This is a genomic window from Paraburkholderia antibiotica, assembly GCF_012927125.1.
Lineage (GTDB): Bacteria > Pseudomonadota > Gammaproteobacteria > Burkholderiales > Burkholderiaceae > Paraburkholderia > Paraburkholderia antibiotica.
On the sequence record NZ_JABBFZ010000010.1, the window covers coordinates 157,805 to 175,590 of the forward strand.

Annotated in this window: 7 protein-coding genes; 5 read left to right on the forward strand and 2 right to left on the reverse strand. The window is 60.4% G+C overall.

Translation table 11 applies throughout. The annotated features are described in order from the left end of the window. Positions 1–71: 71 nt before the first annotated feature. From HHL14_RS17945 to HHL14_RS17965, 5 genes are all read left to right on the forward strand, one after another. Entirely contained in the window at positions 72–10,820 is a 10,749-nt protein-coding gene (locus HHL14_RS17945; protein WP_169498962.1) for an ESPR-type extended signal peptide-containing protein, read from the forward strand. Between the two features lie 88 nt (positions 10,821–10,908). Beyond that, positions 10,909–12,054 carry a DUF2827 domain-containing protein gene (locus HHL14_RS17950; protein ID WP_169498963.1) on the forward strand — a complete coding sequence of 382 codons (1,146 nt, stop codon included), beginning with the start codon at positions 10,909–10,911 and terminating at the stop codon, positions 12,052–12,054. Positions 12,055–12,057: 3 nt separating this feature from the next. Beyond that, on the forward strand, positions 12,058–13,236 hold the full coding sequence (locus tag HHL14_RS17955) for a DUF2827 domain-containing protein (protein WP_169498964.1): 1,179 nt from the start codon (positions 12,058–12,060) through the stop codon (positions 13,234–13,236). Continuing rightward, the gene (locus HHL14_RS17960; RefSeq protein WP_169498965.1) at positions 13,233–14,363 is read left to right on the forward strand and encodes a DUF2827 domain-containing protein; all 1,131 of its coding nucleotides are present in this window, start codon (positions 13,233–13,235) and stop codon (positions 14,361–14,363) included. Before HHL14_RS17955 ends, HHL14_RS17960 begins: the two co-directional genes overlap by 4 nt. Positions 14,364–14,890: 527 nt before the next feature. Beyond that, positions 14,891–15,496, forward strand: coding sequence for a hypothetical protein (locus HHL14_RS17965; protein WP_169498966.1), 606 nt, complete (start codon positions 14,891–14,893; stop codon positions 15,494–15,496). 392 nt (positions 15,497–15,888) lie between these two features. Here the strand turns inward: HHL14_RS17965 and HHL14_RS17970 are convergent, their stop codons facing one another. Together HHL14_RS17970 and HHL14_RS17975 are read right to left on the reverse strand one after the other, a co-directional pair. Next, positions 15,889–16,533, reverse strand: a complete 645-nt coding sequence (locus HHL14_RS17970) for a response regulator (protein ID WP_169498967.1) — start codon at positions 16,531–16,533, stop codon at positions 15,889–15,891. 517 nt (positions 16,534–17,050) lie between these two features. Continuing rightward, positions 17,051–17,668, reverse strand: a complete 618-nt coding sequence (locus HHL14_RS17975) for a response regulator transcription factor (protein WP_169498968.1) — start codon at positions 17,666–17,668, stop codon at positions 17,051–17,053. Positions 17,669–17,786 lie beyond the last annotated feature (118 nt).

The window sequence follows — 17,786 nt, forward strand, 5'->3', positions numbered from 1 at the left end:
CCGACCGGAGCACCGGCCGACCCATCGATTGCAGCGAAGGCGTTTGCTGTTTCCTTTGAGTACGAAACAGAATGAATAAGAATTACCGCAGTATTTATAACGAGACGCTTGGCGCGTGGGTGGCGGTCAGCGAGATCGACACCGCGCGCGGCAAGAAAAGTCGTTCGAAATCCGTAGCCGGGCCGGCGCTCGGGCGAGCTGTATTGGCCATGTCTGTGGCTGGGGTGCTGTCCGGCGGGGCACTGGATCCGGCCTACGCCGGTCTTGTAACCGGCAACGCTGCAAAGCTTGGGGACTCCGCTTACAGTAGCGACACGGCTGTCGTCAGCTATCACTATTATCAGGGTAACTCCACGGCATCTATTGGTGGTGTTGCACTTGCCGGGGCGGTGGACTGCGGCATGTTGGTGCCCTACGGCACCACCGTCACGTCCTCCACCACCAACGGGGTCGGTATTACCAATTCTGTCGCAGCGACGTCGGCGACGATTTATGGTACCAACTCGTCTTATAAAGGGGGGCTGTACGGATTTGGTGCGCAGACGAGCGTGGCGAATTACGGCACGTCGTCGAACGCCGGTACCGGAAATAGCGGGATCACGCCGACGTGGACGGCCGCGGGGACCGTTTCCGGTAACTTGCTCGCGTACACGGGTTCGAATGGCTCATCGAACGCTAGCACCGGTACTGGCACGAATACCACCAATCTGGGCAATATTGTTGCAACCAGCATCAATACGCTTGCCACCGGATGCGGCTCCCAGGCTACCGGCCTGGGTTCGACCGCGCTCGGCTGGGGTGCCGCAGCGTCGGGTACCGGGGCCCTTTCCATGGGGATCAATTCGACGGCGTCTGGCCAGGGCTCATTCGCTTTCGGCGCCTGGTCGACCGCGTCGGGCACGGATTCCCTCGCGATGGGTGCGTTGACGACCGCCGCCTCGACGGGTGCTATCGCATTGGGTTCCGCTACGAATGTGGGTACAGGTGTGGCGTCGGGTATTGCGATCGGCAATCTCGCCACCGTAAGTGGTGCCTACGGGATCGCACAGGGCGACAGCTCGGTAGCGGGTGCCACTGGCCAGAACGTTGCGATCGGCAACAGTGCGTCGGCCACGGCAGGCACCGGCGCGGGTGGTGCAGTTGCGCTCGGCTCGATGACCAATGCGACCGGCGATGGCGCACTCGCGATAGGCAGGAGCGGCACCGCCGTCGGTACGGCCGCGATGGCGCTGGGCAATGCCTCCTCGGCGACCGGCGACGGCGCGATCGCGATGGGCAATACCGCGGTGGCGAACGGCACGAACGCGGTGGCTATCGGTAACGGTGCGAGCGCCCAGTACGATGGCAGCGTCGCGATCGGCGCGGGTTCCACGACGGCCGGCAGCGCATCCGCTGCGCTCGGTTACGGGACCAGCACGACGGCAAGCGGCGAAGTGTCGTTTGGCGCGGCGGGCAATCTCCGAAGGTTGACCAACGTGGCGGACGGCGCCGACCCGCAGGATGTCGCGACCGTTGCGCAGTTGAGCACCGTTGTGAGTGCGCTGGAGCCGGGGGTGGCTTCGATTTCCACCGCGGGGAGTACGCTCGCCGCAAATCTGACCAGCCTGTCGACGTCAGCATCGACCGGTCTCGATACGATCGGCCAGGGCATTACCGGCGCGAACAGCACCGTCTCGTCGCTGTCGTCGTCGGCATCGACGTCCATCGCAGGGCTCAATACGAGCCTGTCCACGACGAATAGCAACCTCACGGTCCTGACGACGTCGATGTCGAGCGGTATCGACGCGCTGGGGACGAGCCTGTCCACGACGGGTAGCGATCTCGACGCGTTGTCGTCCTCGACGGCAAGCAACCTGTCGAGCACGAACAGCACGCTGAGCGCGCTGTCGAATTCGGCGTCCACCGGCCTGATCACGCTGTCGACGAGCATGAGCGTTGCGAACAGCACGTTCCAATCGCTGTCGGTGTCGACAGCGGACCGCTTCGTGACCGCCAACAGTTCGATCTCCTCGCTATCGCTGTCGACGTCGAATGCATTGACCTCGACCAATAGCAGTCTGAGCACGTTGTCGGATACGACCACCTCGACCATGGCCTCGCTCAGCAACAGCGCGACCAGCGTCAGCGGCTCGGTCTCGACGGGTCTCGACATGCTCACGACGAGTATGAGCACCACGTCTTCGTCGCTGCGCGTGCTGTCGCTGTCGACGTCGGATGCGATCGGTTCGATGTCGACGACCCTGTCGTCGCTCGATACCAATCTCACGCCGAGCCTGTCGACTCTGTCGGCGGGTGTTTCGTCGCTGACGGCGTCGACGTCGACCAACATCGCGTCGGTGTCGACGGGTATCGATTCGATCAGCACGTCGGCATCCACGAACATTGCCAGCGTTTCGACCGCCCAGAGCTCGCTGTCCACTGCCGCGTCGACGGCGTTCTCGTCGATCGCGTCGAACGTAACCGGTCTGTCGACGTCCACCTCGACGGGCCTCGCGTCGCTGTCCACCGGCATCGCGTCGACCAACAACGATCTCAAGGTGATGTCGTCGTCGATCTCCAGCGGCCTGACTTCGGTGTCGTCGAGCGAGTCTTCGCTGTCCACCAGCATGACGTCGCTGTCGACGGGCATCGATACGGCGAACAGCACGATCTCGACGATGGCTTCGTCTGTGTCGGGCAACGAGGCTTCGCTGTCGTCGGTACTCGGCTCGACCCAGAGCAATCTTGCCGACCTGTCGACCTCTGGCGCGACGGGCATGGCGGCGTTGTCGGGCACACTCAATACGATTTCCAGCTCGGCATCCAGCGGTCTTGCGAGCTATAGCGTGGCCGTCGGCGTCCTGTCGGCGTCGGCATCGAGCAGCTTCGTGACGATGGCAAGCGGGCTCACGCGCACGAACAGCTACCTCGATAGCCTGTCGGCATCGCTGTCGACCGGCAACGACTGGTTGGCGTCGTCGATGAGCACGATGGACAGCAACGTCGCGGATCTCTCGAGCTCCAGCTCGACGGCGGTGTCCAACACGTCGGCAAGTCTGTCGGTGGCCGGCAGCGTCTATTCGGACCTCTCGGCGACGACCGCGAGCGGTCTTGCTTCACTTTCGACGGGGCTCGACGGGTTGGCCGCTTCGGCATCCACCAGTTTCGCCAACGAGACGACCGGCGTCGCGAGCGTTTCCACGAGCTTGTCCGCGGCGAACAGCTCGGTCGACGGTCTGTCCACGTCGCTCGATTCGACCAATAGCCAGATCGCAAGTTGGGCCGATTCGGCTTCGAGCGGCTTGAGTACGCTCTCGACGGGCCTGCAGTCGGCCGACAGCTCGATTGTGGCTTTGGCGGTCTCGGCCTCCACGAGCTCGGCGCAGCTTTCCACGAGTCTCGATACGGCCAACAGCAACCTCACGGTACTCGGCAGTTCCGCGAGCACCAGCGTCGCGCAACTGACGACAGGACTCTCGTCGGTCACGAGCAGCGCACTTTCGCTTTCCACGGGGATCAACACGCTGTCGACGTCGGAGTCGACCGGCTTGAGCAATCTGTCTGCCGGGCTTGCGACGGTGGGCAGCAATCTGGCAAACACGACGACCCAGGTGTCGAGCGGCATCGCGGGCACCTCCACCGGACTGGCCAATGCGGCGAATAGCGTGGCGTCGCTCTCCTCGGGCCTGTCGACGGCGGACAGCAACGTAAGCGCGTTGTCCACGTCGTTCGACGGTACGAATTCGACGGTGTCGAGCCTTTCGTCGACGATGTCGGGCAACCTTGCGTCGATTTCCAGCAGCCTCTCGACGACGGGCACGGCGCTCGCCAGCCTGTCGGCGACCAGCAGCGCTGGGATCGGATCGCTGTCGAGCGGCGTTGCTGCCGCGGGCAGCACGGTGACCAGTCTGTCGGTGTCGACCTCCGGTACGGTCTCGCTCCTGTCTACACAGCTTGCCGGCGTCGCCAGCAGCACGACGTCGTTGTCGACCGGTATCGACGGACTGTCGACCAGTCTCGACACGACGAATTCGTCGCTCCTGAGCGTGTCCGCCTCGACGGCGGGCTCGATGAGCGCGGTATCGACGGGCCTCGTAACCACCGGCAGCACGCTCGACAATCTCGCTTCGACGAGCGCGGCGGCCGCGGCATCGCTGTCGACCTCGCTCGGTACGGTGGGAAGCAACTTCACGAGCGTCTCGACGTCGACCGCGTCGGCGGTTGCTTCGTTGTCGAGCGGCCTCGTTGGGACGGCAAGCGGCGTCACGTCGCTGTCGGTCGGGCTCGATACGTTCTCGGGCAGCACGTCGACTGGCGTCGGTTCGCTTTCGACGGTCCTTCTGGCAACGGGTAATGCATTGAACAGCATGTCCGCTTCGGCATCGACGGGTCTTGGTTCGCTGTCGACCGGCGTCGCATCGGCCAACAGCGCGTTGGCCAGCGTGTCGCAATTCAGCTCGACGAGCACGGCGTCGCTGTCGAGTTCGCTCGAGGGTTCGACTGGTGCCGTTTCCGACCTGTCGGCCTCCACGTCGAGCAGCGTGGGTTCGCTGTCCACGTCGCTCGCGGGTACGGCTTCCGGCATCGATTCGCTGTCGACCGGGATCAGCAGTCTGTCCACCTCCACGTCGACCGGTCTGTCGTCGCTTGCTACCGGCGCCAGCACGCTTGGCGGCGCGGTTGCACAGATGTCGACTTCGCTGTCGGGCAGCTTGAGCACGGCGGCTTCGGGGCTCGCGACGACGAGCAACAATGTCGCGCTGCTGTCGGGCTCGACTTCGGCGAGCTTCGGATCGCTGTCGACGGGCATCGATGCGCTGACGTCGACGGCGACGAGCGTCGCGGCGACGGCATCGACGGGTCTTGCGTCGCTGTCGACGGGCGCGACGACTGCCGGCAGCACGCTGGCGAGCGTCTCGACGTCGGCGGCATTGGCGGTTACGTCGCTGTCGAGCGGCATCGCGGATGCGGGCAACACGCTCGCTCGCCTGTCGGTGTCCAGCGCGGCGGATCTGACGTCGCTGTCGACCACGCTTTCCGGCGCGACGAGCAGCCTGAGCTCGCAGTCGAACAGTCTGGATGCGCTTTCGGGTAGCGCGTCGGTCGGCTTGAGCTCGCTCTCCAGCGGACTGTCGACGACGAACAGCAACGTGGCGGGCCTCGTGGTCACGACTTCGTCGGGTATCGCTTCGATGACGAGCGGCCTGTCGACGGTGAACAGCGGCATTGCGGACCTGGGCGTGGCGGCGTCGACGGGCATGACGTCGATCGGCACGCAACTGTCGACCACGGATAGCGCGCTGGCGGGGCTGGAAGTGTCGGGCTCGACGAGCCTGAGTTCGCTGTCGAGCGCGATGGGCGATATGTCCGCGACGATCGGCGCGAGCCTGTCGACGGTGAGCTCGAACGTATCGAGCCTGTCGACGGCGATGGGCACGACCAATAGCAATGTGTCGTCGCTGTCGACGAACCTGCAGACGGCGGCGAGCAATGTGGCGTCGTTGTCGGTATCGGCGTCGACGGGGCTGGTCTCGGTGTCGACGGCGATGGCGGGAGCGGACAGCACGGTGTCGAGCCTGTCGACGTCGACGGACGCGGGTCTCGTGTCGCTGAGTACCGGCGCAAGCACGACCGCCAGCGGCCTGACGAGCCTGTCCACCGCCACGGTGGCCGGCCTCAGCTCGCTGTCGACGAGCGTTGCCGATCTGGCCGCGACCTCCAGCCAGCAGCTTGCGCTCATGACGGGCAACGCCGATGGCGTGTCGGCCAGCCTGTCGAGCACCAACCTCGGTGCCGCGCTGTTGTCGGCCGGCCTCGATACGACGGCCAGCCGCGTCGCGAGTCTCTCGACCACGACGATGACGGATATGTCGTCGCTGTCGAGCGGGGTGGCGGGCGCCACCAGCAATCTGGCGAGTCTGTCTTCGACGGTAGCGGTCGACGTCACCTCGTTGTCGACCGGCATCGCCGGTACGGGCAGCACGCTGGATAGCCTGTCGGTGTCGAGTGCGGCGGACGTGACGTCGCTGGCCACGACGCTGGCGGGGACGACGAGCAGCATTACGTCGTTGTCGAGCGGTCTGGATACGCTCTCAGGCAGCGCCTCGGTCGGCTTGAGCTCGCTGTCCAGCGGGCTGTCCACGACGGGCAGCAACGTCGCGGACCTCGCGGGCACGACTTCGTCGGGTCTGTCTTCGCTGACGGGCAGCGTGTCGAGCGCGGCGAGCAACGTCGCGAGCTTGTCGGTGTCCACGTCGGTTGGCGTGACGTCGCTGTCGACTGCGCTGAATTCGTTGTCCGCATCCGGGTCGACGGGACTTGCTTCGCTGTCGACGGGCGTCGATGCGCTGACGTCGACGGCGACGAGCGTCGCGGCGACGGCATCGACGGGTCTTGCGTCGCTGTCGACGGGCGCGACGACTGCCGGCAGCACGCTGGCGAGCGTCTCGACGTCGGCGGCATTGGCGGTTACGTCGCTGTCGAGCGGCATCGCGGATGCGGGCAACACGCTCGCTCGCCTGTCGGTGTCCAGCGCGGCGGATCTGACGTCGCTGTCGACCACGCTTTCCGGCGCGACGAGCAGCCTGAGCTCGCAGTCGAGCAGTCTGGATGCGCTTTCGGGTAGCGCGTCGGTCGGCTTGAGCTCGCTCTCCAGCGGACTGTCGACGACGAACAGCAACGTGGCGGGCCTCGTGGTCACGACTTCGTCGGGTATCGCTTCGATGACGAGCGGCCTGTCGACGGTGAACAGCGGCATTGCGGACCTGGGCGTGGCGGCGTCGACGGGCATGACGTCGATCGGCACGCAACTGTCGACCACGGATAGCGCGCTGGCGGGGCTGGAAGTGTCGGGCTCGACGAGCCTGAGTTCGCTGTCGAGCGCGATGGGCGATATGTCCGCGACGATCGGCGCGAGCCTGTCGACGGTGAGCTCGAACGTATCGAGCCTGTCGACGGCGATGGGCACGACCAATAGCAATGTGTCGTCGCTGTCGACGAACCTGCAGACGGCGGCGAGCAATGTGGCGTCGCTGTCGGTATCGGCGTCGACGGGTCTGGTCTCGGTGTCGACGGCGATGGCGGGAGCGGACAGCACGGTGTCGAGCCTGTCGACGTCGACGGACGCGGGTCTCGTGTCGCTGAGTACTGGCGCAAGCACGACCGCCAGCGGCCTGACGAGCCTGTCCACCGCCACGGTAGTCGGCCTCAGCTCGCTGTCGACCGGTACGTCGTCGCTCGCGAGCGCGGTAGGCTCGCTGTCGTCCGGTCTCGACGGCTTCTCGACCTCGATGTCGACGGGTGTCTCGTCGCTTGCGGTGGGCCTCGGCGCGACGCAGAACAATGTGGCGAACCTCGTGACGTCCTCGTCCACGGCACTCGCTCCGCTGTCCACGGATCTCGCCGACGTTGAAAGTACGCTTTCGAGCGTATCGAGCGAGACGTCGACCGGCATTGCCGCACTGTCCGGCAGCCTGTCGACCACCGGCAGCACGCTCGGCGATCTGGCGGTATCGGGTTCCACGAGCCTGGCGTCGCTGTCGTCCGGCATCGCGACGAACGGCAGCAAGATCGCGAGCCTGTCGGGTTCGCTATCGACCGGAATCGGTTCGCTGTCGACTTCGCTCGGTTCCGCAACGAGCTCGATGACGAACCTGTCGGTCTCGACGGCGAGCGGCTTCAGTTCGCTATCGAGCGGCGTGTCGTCGACGAACAGCACCGCTGCAAGTCTTTCCGTTTCGACTCTCGCGGGCCTTTCCGCGTTGTCGACCGGTCTTGCCGCGGCCACTGACGATACGCAGTCCCTGGCGGATTCGACGTTGTCGGGCATGAGCTCTCTGTCGTCCGGGCTTTCGACGACGACGAGCACCGTGGCGTCGTTGTCCGTGTCGGGCTCGACGAGCCTGACGTCGATGTCGAGCGAACTCTCGAGCGTGGGCAGCACGTTGACGAGCCTGTCGGCTTCTACCCTCGGCGACGTGAATTCGTTGTCGAGCGGCCTCGCCGCGGTGACGAACGATCTCGGCAATATGTCGGCATCCAGCTCGACCAGTCTCGCCTCGTTGTCCTCGGGGCTGGTTGGTCAGCAGGGCGCGCTCGGCAGCCTCTCCACGGGGTCGTCCGAAAGCGTGGCGTCGCTGTCGACCGGTATCTCCGGCACGATCAGCAACCTGACCACGCTGTCGACGGGGCTCGATACGCTCAGCGGCTCGACCTCGACCGGCTTCGCATCGCTTTCGAGTGGTTTCGACTCGACGAGCAGCGCGCTCGACACACTCGACGCATCCACGTCGACGGGCCTGCAGTCGTTGAGCACGAGCCTCTCGACCGTGAACACGACCGTTGCCGGACTGTCGACCACGCTGGTGGACGGTGTCGCTTCGCTGTCGTCGGGTCTGTCGACGGTAGGCGACGTGTACACGAGCATGTCCGGGTCCGCGACCGTTGGCCTGGCGCAGGCGAGCGCAAGTGTGTCGAGCGTCACGAGCGCGGTGTCGTCGCTGTCCACGAGCATGGACCTGTTGTCGACTTCGACGTCGACCGGCCTCGCGCAACTGTCGACCGGCCTGTCGACGACGAACAGCAATGTCGCCAGCATCTCGACGTCGTTCTCCACGGGTGCCGACCTGGTGACCGCGGCGCTTTCGACTACCCAGAGCAGCTTTGCCGGACTCTCGGCTTCGGTGTCCACGGGAGCCGGATCGCTGTCGTCGGGGCTGTCGACCACCCAGAGCACGGTCGCCAATCTCGATGTCTCGACCTCGGCCGGCCTCAGTTCGATTTCGAGCAGCGTGTCGACGGTCGTCGGCGCGGTGTCGAGCCTCGAGTCGTCTTCGTCGACCGCCGTCACGTCGCTTTCTACCGCGCTGGTCGGTGAGCAAAGCAGCGTCTATAGCCTGTCGAGCGCAACGTCGGTTTCGCTGTCGTCGCTCTCCACCGGTATCTCGACGGTAGACGGGGCCATCGACAGTCTGTCGACGTCCACGTCGACGAGCCTCGCTTCTGTGTCCACCGGCGCGGGGGATCTGTCGACTTCGACGTCGACGGGTATCAGCGATCTGTCGAGCAGTCTCGCGTCGCTCTCGACCAGCATGGGCGATCTGTCGACGACGACAACGACGCTGTCGGCGTCGATGTCGGGTGGCATTGCGTCGCTGTCGGTCGGCATGATCACGGCTACCACGACGCTCAGTACGGTGGGGAGTTCGATTTCCACCGGAGCGAGTCTGCTTGCAAGCGGAATCGATACGGCCAACAGCACGTTGACGACACTGTCGGGTTCCAGTTCGACCGGTCTCGCGTCGTTGTCCACGAGCGTGAGCACGTTTGCGGATTCGGCGTCCACGAGCCTGAGTACGCTCGGTACGTCGACTTCGACCGGCCTCGCATCGCTTTCGAGCGGCCTGTCCACGACCGACAGCACGGTGGCGAGTCTGTCCGTCGCGGCGTCGAGCAGCTTGAGCACGTTGTCGTCGAACGCCGATTCGTTGTCGTCCAGCATGTCGACCACGAATTCGACCATTGCCGACCTGTCGTCGTCCACGTCGTCGGGCCTTGCTTCGCTGTCGACTGCGGTCGACTCGGTATCGAGTGGTCTCGGCACGACGGATAGCACGGTCGCGAGTTTGTCGACGGCGACATCGAGCGGCTTCAGTTCGCTGTCGACGGGGCTGGATTCCGTGTCCACCGGCATTACGTCCACGGATAGCGCGATTGCCAGCCTGTCGAGTTCTGTCACGTTCGACGCGAGCGGCATGGCGGTCGATGTCGATTCGTTGTCGACGGCGTTTGGTATGACGAACAGTTCGATCTCGACTGGTCTGGCGTCGGTATCGGCGGGTGTCGGTTCGTTGTCGACCTCGAGTTCCACGGCGATCGAGGATCTCGCGGGATCGGCGTCGACCAGCCTCGGTTCGATCTCGACGAGCGTATCGACGCTGGGCATGGACATTTTGTCGCTGTCGACAGGTCTTTCCACGACGAACTCGACGGTAGCGACTCTGTCTACTTCTGTAGAACCCCTTACTACCCAGGTGGAAGCTGCAGCAGCACAAGGTGGAACTGTTGTGGGCACGCTGATCGGCGCGGCCAACAGCAACGGTACGGTTCAGACCCAGGGTCATAGCGGCACGACGGTGAGCAATGTCGATGCCGCCAGCTGTTCGTCGGTATCGGGCGTCGATGCTACGGGTACGGGCTTGTGCGCAACCGCCACGGGCGATGGTGCAACCGCATACGGCTCGAATGCCGCGGCTACCGCGGAAGATACGACGGCGATCGGTTTCCGTGCGTCGTCGACTTACGCGGGTTCGGTGGCAATTGGCTACAACGCGCAGGCAACTGCCGACCCGACTGTTGCAGTCGGTGCGAACTCCCGGGCCTCCGGCGACAATTCGGTCGCGCTCGGTGCGGGTGCCGTTGCAACGGGGGCGAATTCGGTCGCGCTTGGTGCGGGTTCGGTCGCGAACGAGAGCAACACGGTATCCGTGGGCGATTCGGGTAGCGAACGGCGAATCACGAACGTCGCTGCCGGTACGGACGACACTGACGCGATCAACATGAGCCAGCTCAACGCTGTCACCGGCGGGGTCAATAGCGCGATGCAGAGTATCGGCCGGAATGCGTACTCGGGTGTTGCATCGGCTGTGGCACTGTCGATGATCCCGGGTGTCGACGCCGACAAGTCGATGTCGATCGGGGTTGGCGCAGGCAGCTACGCCGGGTATCACGCGTTAGCAGTCGGCGTGACGATGCGCGTTACGCAAAACATCGGTATGAAGGTGGGTGTCGGCGTCTCGACCAATAACAAGAACGTGGGTATAGGTATGACGTACACGTATTAACGTACGTCGCGCTACGGGGTAAGGGTGCCGCGGGCCTGTTTCAACGAAGCTGGTCCGCGGCATTAGTATGTCAATCGGGAAGGAATCAATGCGTATCGGAATTTCCGTTCTTAGTCATCAGGGGCAGAATATCTGGGAAAATGGCCTAGGGCAGAACACTATATTTATTGCACAGGCGTTTCAACGTCTCCCATTTGTGCAATCGGTCGTACTAATCGATGTTGGCAGTGAAGGTCAATTGCCGGCTGATGTAGACCACGTAGCGCCGGGGCTCAGCATCGTCACACAGCAGCAGGCCACCGACAAAGTCGACGTGATCGTCGAGATGGCCGGGGCGCTGGACAATGCGTGGCTCGACCTGATGCGCGCGCGCGGCCGCAAGGTCGTCTACTACTGCTGTGGTCAGCCTTATGTCGGACTCGTGGAGCCGGCCGTGTTCAATCGGCCGGTCCATTCGTCACGTCCGGATCGTTGTGACGAAATCTGGGTGCTGCCGAAAGACGAGGCATGCGTTCCGATGATGCGAACGTTGCATCGCTGTCCGGTGCATGTGGTGCCGTATGTGTGGCATCAGCAGTTTCTTGAAAAGCGTATCCGTGAAGTTGCGGCACACGGTTTTCATTATGGCTACGAGGCCGCTCGCGAAGCGCGCCAAAGCGCGGGTGGTGGATTGCGCGTCGCAATCTTCGAACCGAACATCTCGGTCGTGAAGACGTCGAGCATACCCATGCTGGTGTGTGATGAGGCTTACCGGGCGGAGCGTGACAGCGTCGCCGCGATGCACGTGCTTAATACGTTGCATATCAAGGACCACGTCACGATGCTGCATCTGGCTAATTCGCTTGATCTGGTGCGGGAGCATCACGCAACCTTCCACGGACGGCACGACATCGTCGGCTTTATGGCACAGCATGCCGACGCGGTCGTCGCGCATCAATGGTGCAACGATCAGAATTACAGTTACCTGGACGTACTGTATGGCGACTACCCGCTGATCCACAACTCGCCGTGGCTCGCGGAGATGGGCGCGGGTTACTACTACGAAGGCTTCGACGCGAAGCAGGGTGGGGAAGAGTTGCTTGGCGCCTCGCGCCATCATGATGAGCAACTCCAGACGTACCGTGAACGGGCCCGCACTGTTTTCGACAAGGTCGATCCATTTGGGGAGGCCAATCTTGCTCAGTATGCCGCACGACTTCAGAGTCTTGCGGGCTCGAACGGTGTGGGGACCTGAGGCATGAAGAATTCAAACGTTGCAAAGAAAAAGGCTGATACGAAGGGGCGGCGCCAGAATCTGAAAGTGGGCGTGTCGCTTTTTGTGCGTAAGGGACAGCAGTCCCTGTGGGAAAACGGCATTTTCCAGAACTGCCTGTTTCTCGTGATGTTGCTCAAGCAGGTGCCGTCGATCGGCGAGGTGTACCTGGTGGTGGGCGGGGGCGGCGGAGACGTCGAGGACGCAAAGAATTTCATCGAGGATTCGCCTGCTCCTCTGATCGATCTGAACGATGCGATGAACCAGCTCGATCTGATGATCGAAATGAGCGCGCAGTTGAATCGCGAGTGGATCGTATCGTTTCGGGAGCGTGGCGGGCGCGTGATTTCCATGCGAGTCGGGAACGACTATGTGATCGATATCGAGCGAATGGTCTTCGACCGCCAGCAGGCGCTTTTGATTAGTGCCGCGCCGTATGACGAAATCTGGACGCTGCCCGAGTACGAACGCACATGCATGCCGTACTACCGCAGCGCCATGCGCGCGCCGGTGCGTCTGATGCCGCATCTGTGGAGTCCCGTCGTGCTCGAGCGGGCTGCCACCGCACTCCCGGACGGCGAGTCGTTTGGCTACAAGCCGGGGCGTCCTCGCTGGCGCGCGGGCGTTTTTGAGCCAAACATCTGTATGGTGAAGACGAGCCAGATTCCGATGCTGTGCTGCGAAAATGCACATCGGGAGAATGCGGATGTACTGGAGCACGTGTGGGTTTACAACACGGTGGGCGTCAAGGAGCATGCCGGCTTCTTCGCATTCGCACGGAGCCTCGACATTGTGAAGCACGGAATTGCGTCTTTCGAGGGGCGTTTTCCGTTCTGGCAGGTCATGTCGAAATATGTCGACGTCGTGGTGACTCACCAGTGGGAGAACGCACAAAACTACGTCTACTACGAAGCACTGTATGGTGGCTACCCGCTGATTCACAACTCGCATCTGATCGGCGATTGCGGCTACCGCTATCACGACTTCGATTGCGAAGAAGGAGGCGGCATGCTATTGCACGCGTTCAACATGCACGATCTCAACCTCGATGCATACCGGCGTAAAGCGGGCGCGTTTTTGAAGACATTGGATCCTTTGAATGCGGCCAACGTGAAAATCTACGGCGACGCGATCGACGCGGTATTCGATAGAGGCGAACGATGACCGGAAAACTGCGTGTCGGAATTACGATCGGCCTGGGCCAGCCCGACGAAACGCTCTGGAACAACGGCATCAAGCAGAACGCCGTGTTTCTCGCCGAGGCGTTGCGCCACTGCCCGAATGTCGAGAGCACCGTGCTCGTGAATACCACGGGCGTGCCGATCACCGCGGCACTTCCGTGGGATCAAACGCGCTGGCCCGTATTGTCATTCGACGACGCGAAGGACAATCTGGACATTCTGATCGAGCTCGGTGGTCAGACGGATCCCGTGCGTACGGCGTATTTGAAGGAACGCGGTACTCGTCTCGTTTCGTATTGCTGCGGGTTCGAATACATCCATGCTGCCGAAGCAATGATGTTCGGCAAGAAGATGTGGGACGGCAACCTCTTCGTGAACCAGCGTTATGACGCGCTCTGGTTTATTCCACAGGTGGCGGGTAATACGCAGTCGTATCTCGAGGTAATGAGACGCGTGCCCGGTCAGGTGGTGCCGTTCGTGTGGAGCCCGGTGTTTCTGGCGGAGCGCTCACGCAACTTTCCGGACGAGGGGCAATATCGGCCTCGCCAAGGTCCGCGTAGGCTCACGGTCATGGAGCCGAACATCAATATTGTGAAGTTCTGTCTGTATCCGATATTGATAGCGGAGCTCGTTTACCGGGATCGTCCGACGGACATTGAATTGCTGCAGGTCGCCAATGCGTTTCCGATGGCACAGACGAATCGCGACTTTATTGCGCTCATGAACCACCTCGATATTGTCCGCGGGGGAAAGGCGTTGTTTACGGGCCGGCACGACACGCCAACGTTTCTGGCAACCAATACAGATATCGTGCTTTCTCACCAGATGGAGAATCCACTTAACTATTTTTACCTGGAGGTGTGCTGGCAAGGGTACCCGCTCATCCACAACGCGACGCTGTGTGATGACCTCGGCTATTACTACTCTGGCAACGATGCAGAGGCGGGGGCGCAACGGCTGAACGAAGTCATCGATTCTCACGACGAGAATGCCGTGTCATACCGTGACGGACAGCGTGCGATGATCCAGCGCTACTTGCCAGATAACAAGGATGTTGTCTCGACCTATAGTGCGTTGCTGGAAAACCTGATGAAAGCGCCGCTACGCTAAAGTTCCGATTCTGTATCGCCATTTGTCTGCGTCACTGCTAAACAGGCAGGTATTAATTTGTTTGTTGATCTAGATACTATGAATATAAAATTTTCTATTGCTGCGCTTATGGTTGTGTCGACGTCCTTGATCTCGGGATGTTCAATCTACTCGGATCCAATGCAAGTCACCACGCAAGTTTCTACTGCGAGCGGCATGCAATATCACGTCAAATGTGGCGGCATTTTGGGCTCGTCGTCCGTTTGTGCGCGGCAGATGCAGAAGATATGTGGCGACCACCGGATACAGCAACTGGAAGTCGGGGACTCCAAAGATCCCGGATTTGCATCGGGAGATGATCCGCGCAGCGTGACGTTCATGTGTATTGCTTCGAACGGCAGCGCCGCGGGTGGGAAGGAGACGCATACCCAGTAAGCGTTAGCCAGTCGGCTTATTGGTTCTTTCCGTTCATCGGATACGCGGATAACGCCTGGAACAGTCCAGTCATTCCGCTTGAGTAAGTTTGTTTATCATTGTCTGAGCGATTAATGAAGACTGTTCTGTATGCGAGCCGGCGTGGCTTGATTCGTCTTTTGTGGAGTCTTCTGGCCATATCGGCGTCCGTGGCGACGGTGCATGCGCAAAGTATCCTCGCGCCTACCGCCGCCACACCTGAGCACCGGAATCCGCTGGTGCTTGCCGCTGGTAACGTCGGCGTACGCCAATGTCTACCGGCACTGAATTCGCTATCGGAATTCGGTGTACGCGACGCGCGTAACAGCGATGTATTGCTCGATTGGGATCATCGCAGGCCAAACGGCGCTGCGGTGTTCTCTCTACTCGGTCTGGAGGCGCGTACGGCCGGCAATGGGGTCATGTCGATCGTGGCCGTGCCCGAAGCCGATGGCTCGTGTTCGGCATCCGCCGAACGGATTTCTGTTGAACCCAAGTCTTGTAAGGCGGTTGCCGAAGCGGAGTTGCGCGGATTTCAGGCGACACAGCTGTTGCCTCATATGACTGTCTACGCCAAGCAGCAGGAACCTGGATCGACTATTTCGCTGGTAGAAACATCCGGAAGCTGTCTGATGATCCGGCGTTTTGTGAAATATTCGGCAGGATGGACTGCGGCAGGCGCAATCGATACTGCGAAATAAACCTACCCGGGGTGTCTGGTTTCACGGATCGCGTTAGTCATGGGGGACGTTCCTGATTGCTTCAGTTTGTCGCCACTTGACTAAATCTTGGTCTTGGTGCGAACTCTGAGCCGTTCCGCGACTTGTGAACGACAAGCGGCAGATGCTGTTCTAGCCGTTCGTTTTTCGGATTTTTGCCAGCAGATAGATCAGCCCCTAATTGGGACTGCCATGGCGAAGTTCGGATAGTGGACGCTGTTTGCACAGTGTCGTATGCGCGAAATGCTCATGGCCGGGCGCACTGCGCCGGCCAGGCAGATCTTTATGGGAAGATGGTCCGGCTCTCTGGATGAGTTTCGCGAGTACGCAATTCTCTGAGCCGGACGCGACAGCACAAGCCGCTTAGGCAGGCTTTAGCCACTCAGTCCGATTTCGAAGGCAAATCGAAACAGGTCGGCGTCGCGTGTAATCCCCAGTTTTTGCATCGCGCTACTTTTTTGAGTGCTGACCGTTTGTTTGGTGACATTCAGCTGTCGGGAAATTTCCCCGCTGGATAAACCCGAAACATACAGTCGAACAACTTCTTCTTCACGAGGTGATAGCGTTCGCTTGTTTGATTTTTCCGAAGAAAATCGCGTAAATACGGAGTCCTGTCCGCTTTCCGTACCGGGGAAATAGGTGGAGCCTGCATATACCGCATGAATTGCCGAAATCAAATGGTCTAATCGGCCACTTTTACTGACGACAGACTGGATTCCGATTTTCGCGATCTCTCGCACGATTGCGGGATTGTCCATCGACGTGAACACGACAATTCGTAGCGCTGGGTAACGCAGTCTCAAATCGGAAAGCAGTGCCAAGCCTTCACCCTGCGGGCCTCCTGGCATGAAGTAATCCGTAACCAGGACATCGCAGTGCACGTGATCAAGCAATTGGAAAGTTGCGTTGGAATCCTGCGCTACTCCTACGATATTCAGAATACCGGCCGAATTAATCGCATATTTCATTCCGGAGAGCACTGCAGGATGGTCGTCAGCTAACATGAGATCAATTTTCACGGTAAGCCCCTTTAATCCAAGAGTTTGATATAGGTTAACTATCAATGCTTAAGCTTCAATTAAATTGTAAATTTTTTTAACTTTTTTTAAGAATTTAAATAATTGAAGCTGCGGCAATATGCCATGGGGGGATTTATTGAAGGAGGGAGAGTCACTTAGGGGCGTCGTGATTCCACGTACGCGGCGACGAAGTGGGGCGGTGCTATACGTGAGCTCGAACTGGTGATCTTCGTGATGGCGGCACTCGAAATGTGTGCCGGTGGACCCATCACATTGTTCTGGTAGACATACTTGGATTGGCAGGCGCTAATCGATTTCTACGCCGAATGGTTTCAAGTAATCGATTGCAAACAGACAGGCACGGCGCCGATGCTCCTAACGAGAAGTATCGATGTCTTGACCGGTATTGCTGGAGATGTAATGGCGATCAAAGGCAAAAACGTAGCTGCACATCAATGAGCAGGGAAGGTATGACCCGTGGGGATCCCCATGCGCTCGTCTTGCTGCAGGTCATTTCTCACGAGTGGCGAAACAAATCAGCGTCGCTCACGATACCAAGCTTTTTCATCGCAGCGATCTTCTGTGAGCTGATGGTCTTCTTGCTACGATTTAGTTTTTCCGCGATTTCACCAACTCGCATTCCAGAGGTGTAAAGCCGAATCACTTCAGCTTCGCGTTTCGAAAGCTGAGTCAGCGACGTACTCATGCTACCCTCAGCCAAATCGGTGACGATCTCCGGATAGGAAGGGTAATAAATGGTGTGCGCATAGACCGCATGTATTGCGGAAATCAGGTGGCCAATATTGTCCGTTTTTCGGAGATAAGAATGTACACCGAGTCGTGCAACCTCGCGCACGATAGTGGGATTATCGTGCATCGACAGCGTAACGATTTTTATATTCGGATAGCGCCGCCGTAAATAAGACAGCATCGAAAAACCGTCACCATACGCACCGTCAGACATTGAGTAGTCGGTGACAAGAACATCGCAGCTTGTCGTTTCAAGGAGTTTTACGATTTCGCTTGAGTTCTGTGCGGCGCCTATAACATCAATTGTATTTACTGAATCCAGTGAATATCTGATGCCAGCCAGAACTGCTGGATGATCGTCCGCTATCACGACCTTGATTGACATGGTGAGTTCCAGATGGTGCTGTTTCTAAGATTGCCGGATGGAGTATAGCGGCAATCATAAAATATTATATGAAAAAAGACTAATTTTGACATTAGTTGATAATTCTCCTGTTGTGGAT

What these genes read in the sequence shown, in the direction of transcription:
- HHL14_RS17950 (WP_169498963.1), top strand. Translation starts at nt 10,909, where the DNA reads ATGCGTATCGGAATTTCCGTTCTTAGTCATCAGGGGCAGAATATCTGG.
- HHL14_RS17955 (WP_169498964.1), top strand. Translation starts at nt 12,058, where the DNA reads ATGAAGAATTCAAACGTTGCAAAGAAAAAGGCTGATACGAAGGGGCGG.
- HHL14_RS17960 (WP_169498965.1), top strand. Translation starts at nt 13,233, where the DNA reads ATGACCGGAAAACTGCGTGTCGGAATTACGATCGGCCTGGGCCAGCCC.
- HHL14_RS17945 (WP_169498962.1), top strand. Translation starts at nt 72, where the DNA reads ATGAATAAGAATTACCGCAGTATTTATAACGAGACGCTTGGCGCGTGG.
- HHL14_RS17965 (WP_169498966.1), top strand. Translation starts at nt 14,891, where the DNA reads ATGAAGACTGTTCTGTATGCGAGCCGGCGTGGCTTGATTCGTCTTTTG.
- HHL14_RS17975 (WP_169498968.1), bottom strand. Translation starts at nt 17,668, where the DNA reads ATGTCAATCAAGGTCGTGATAGCGGACGATCATCCAGCAGTTCTGGCT.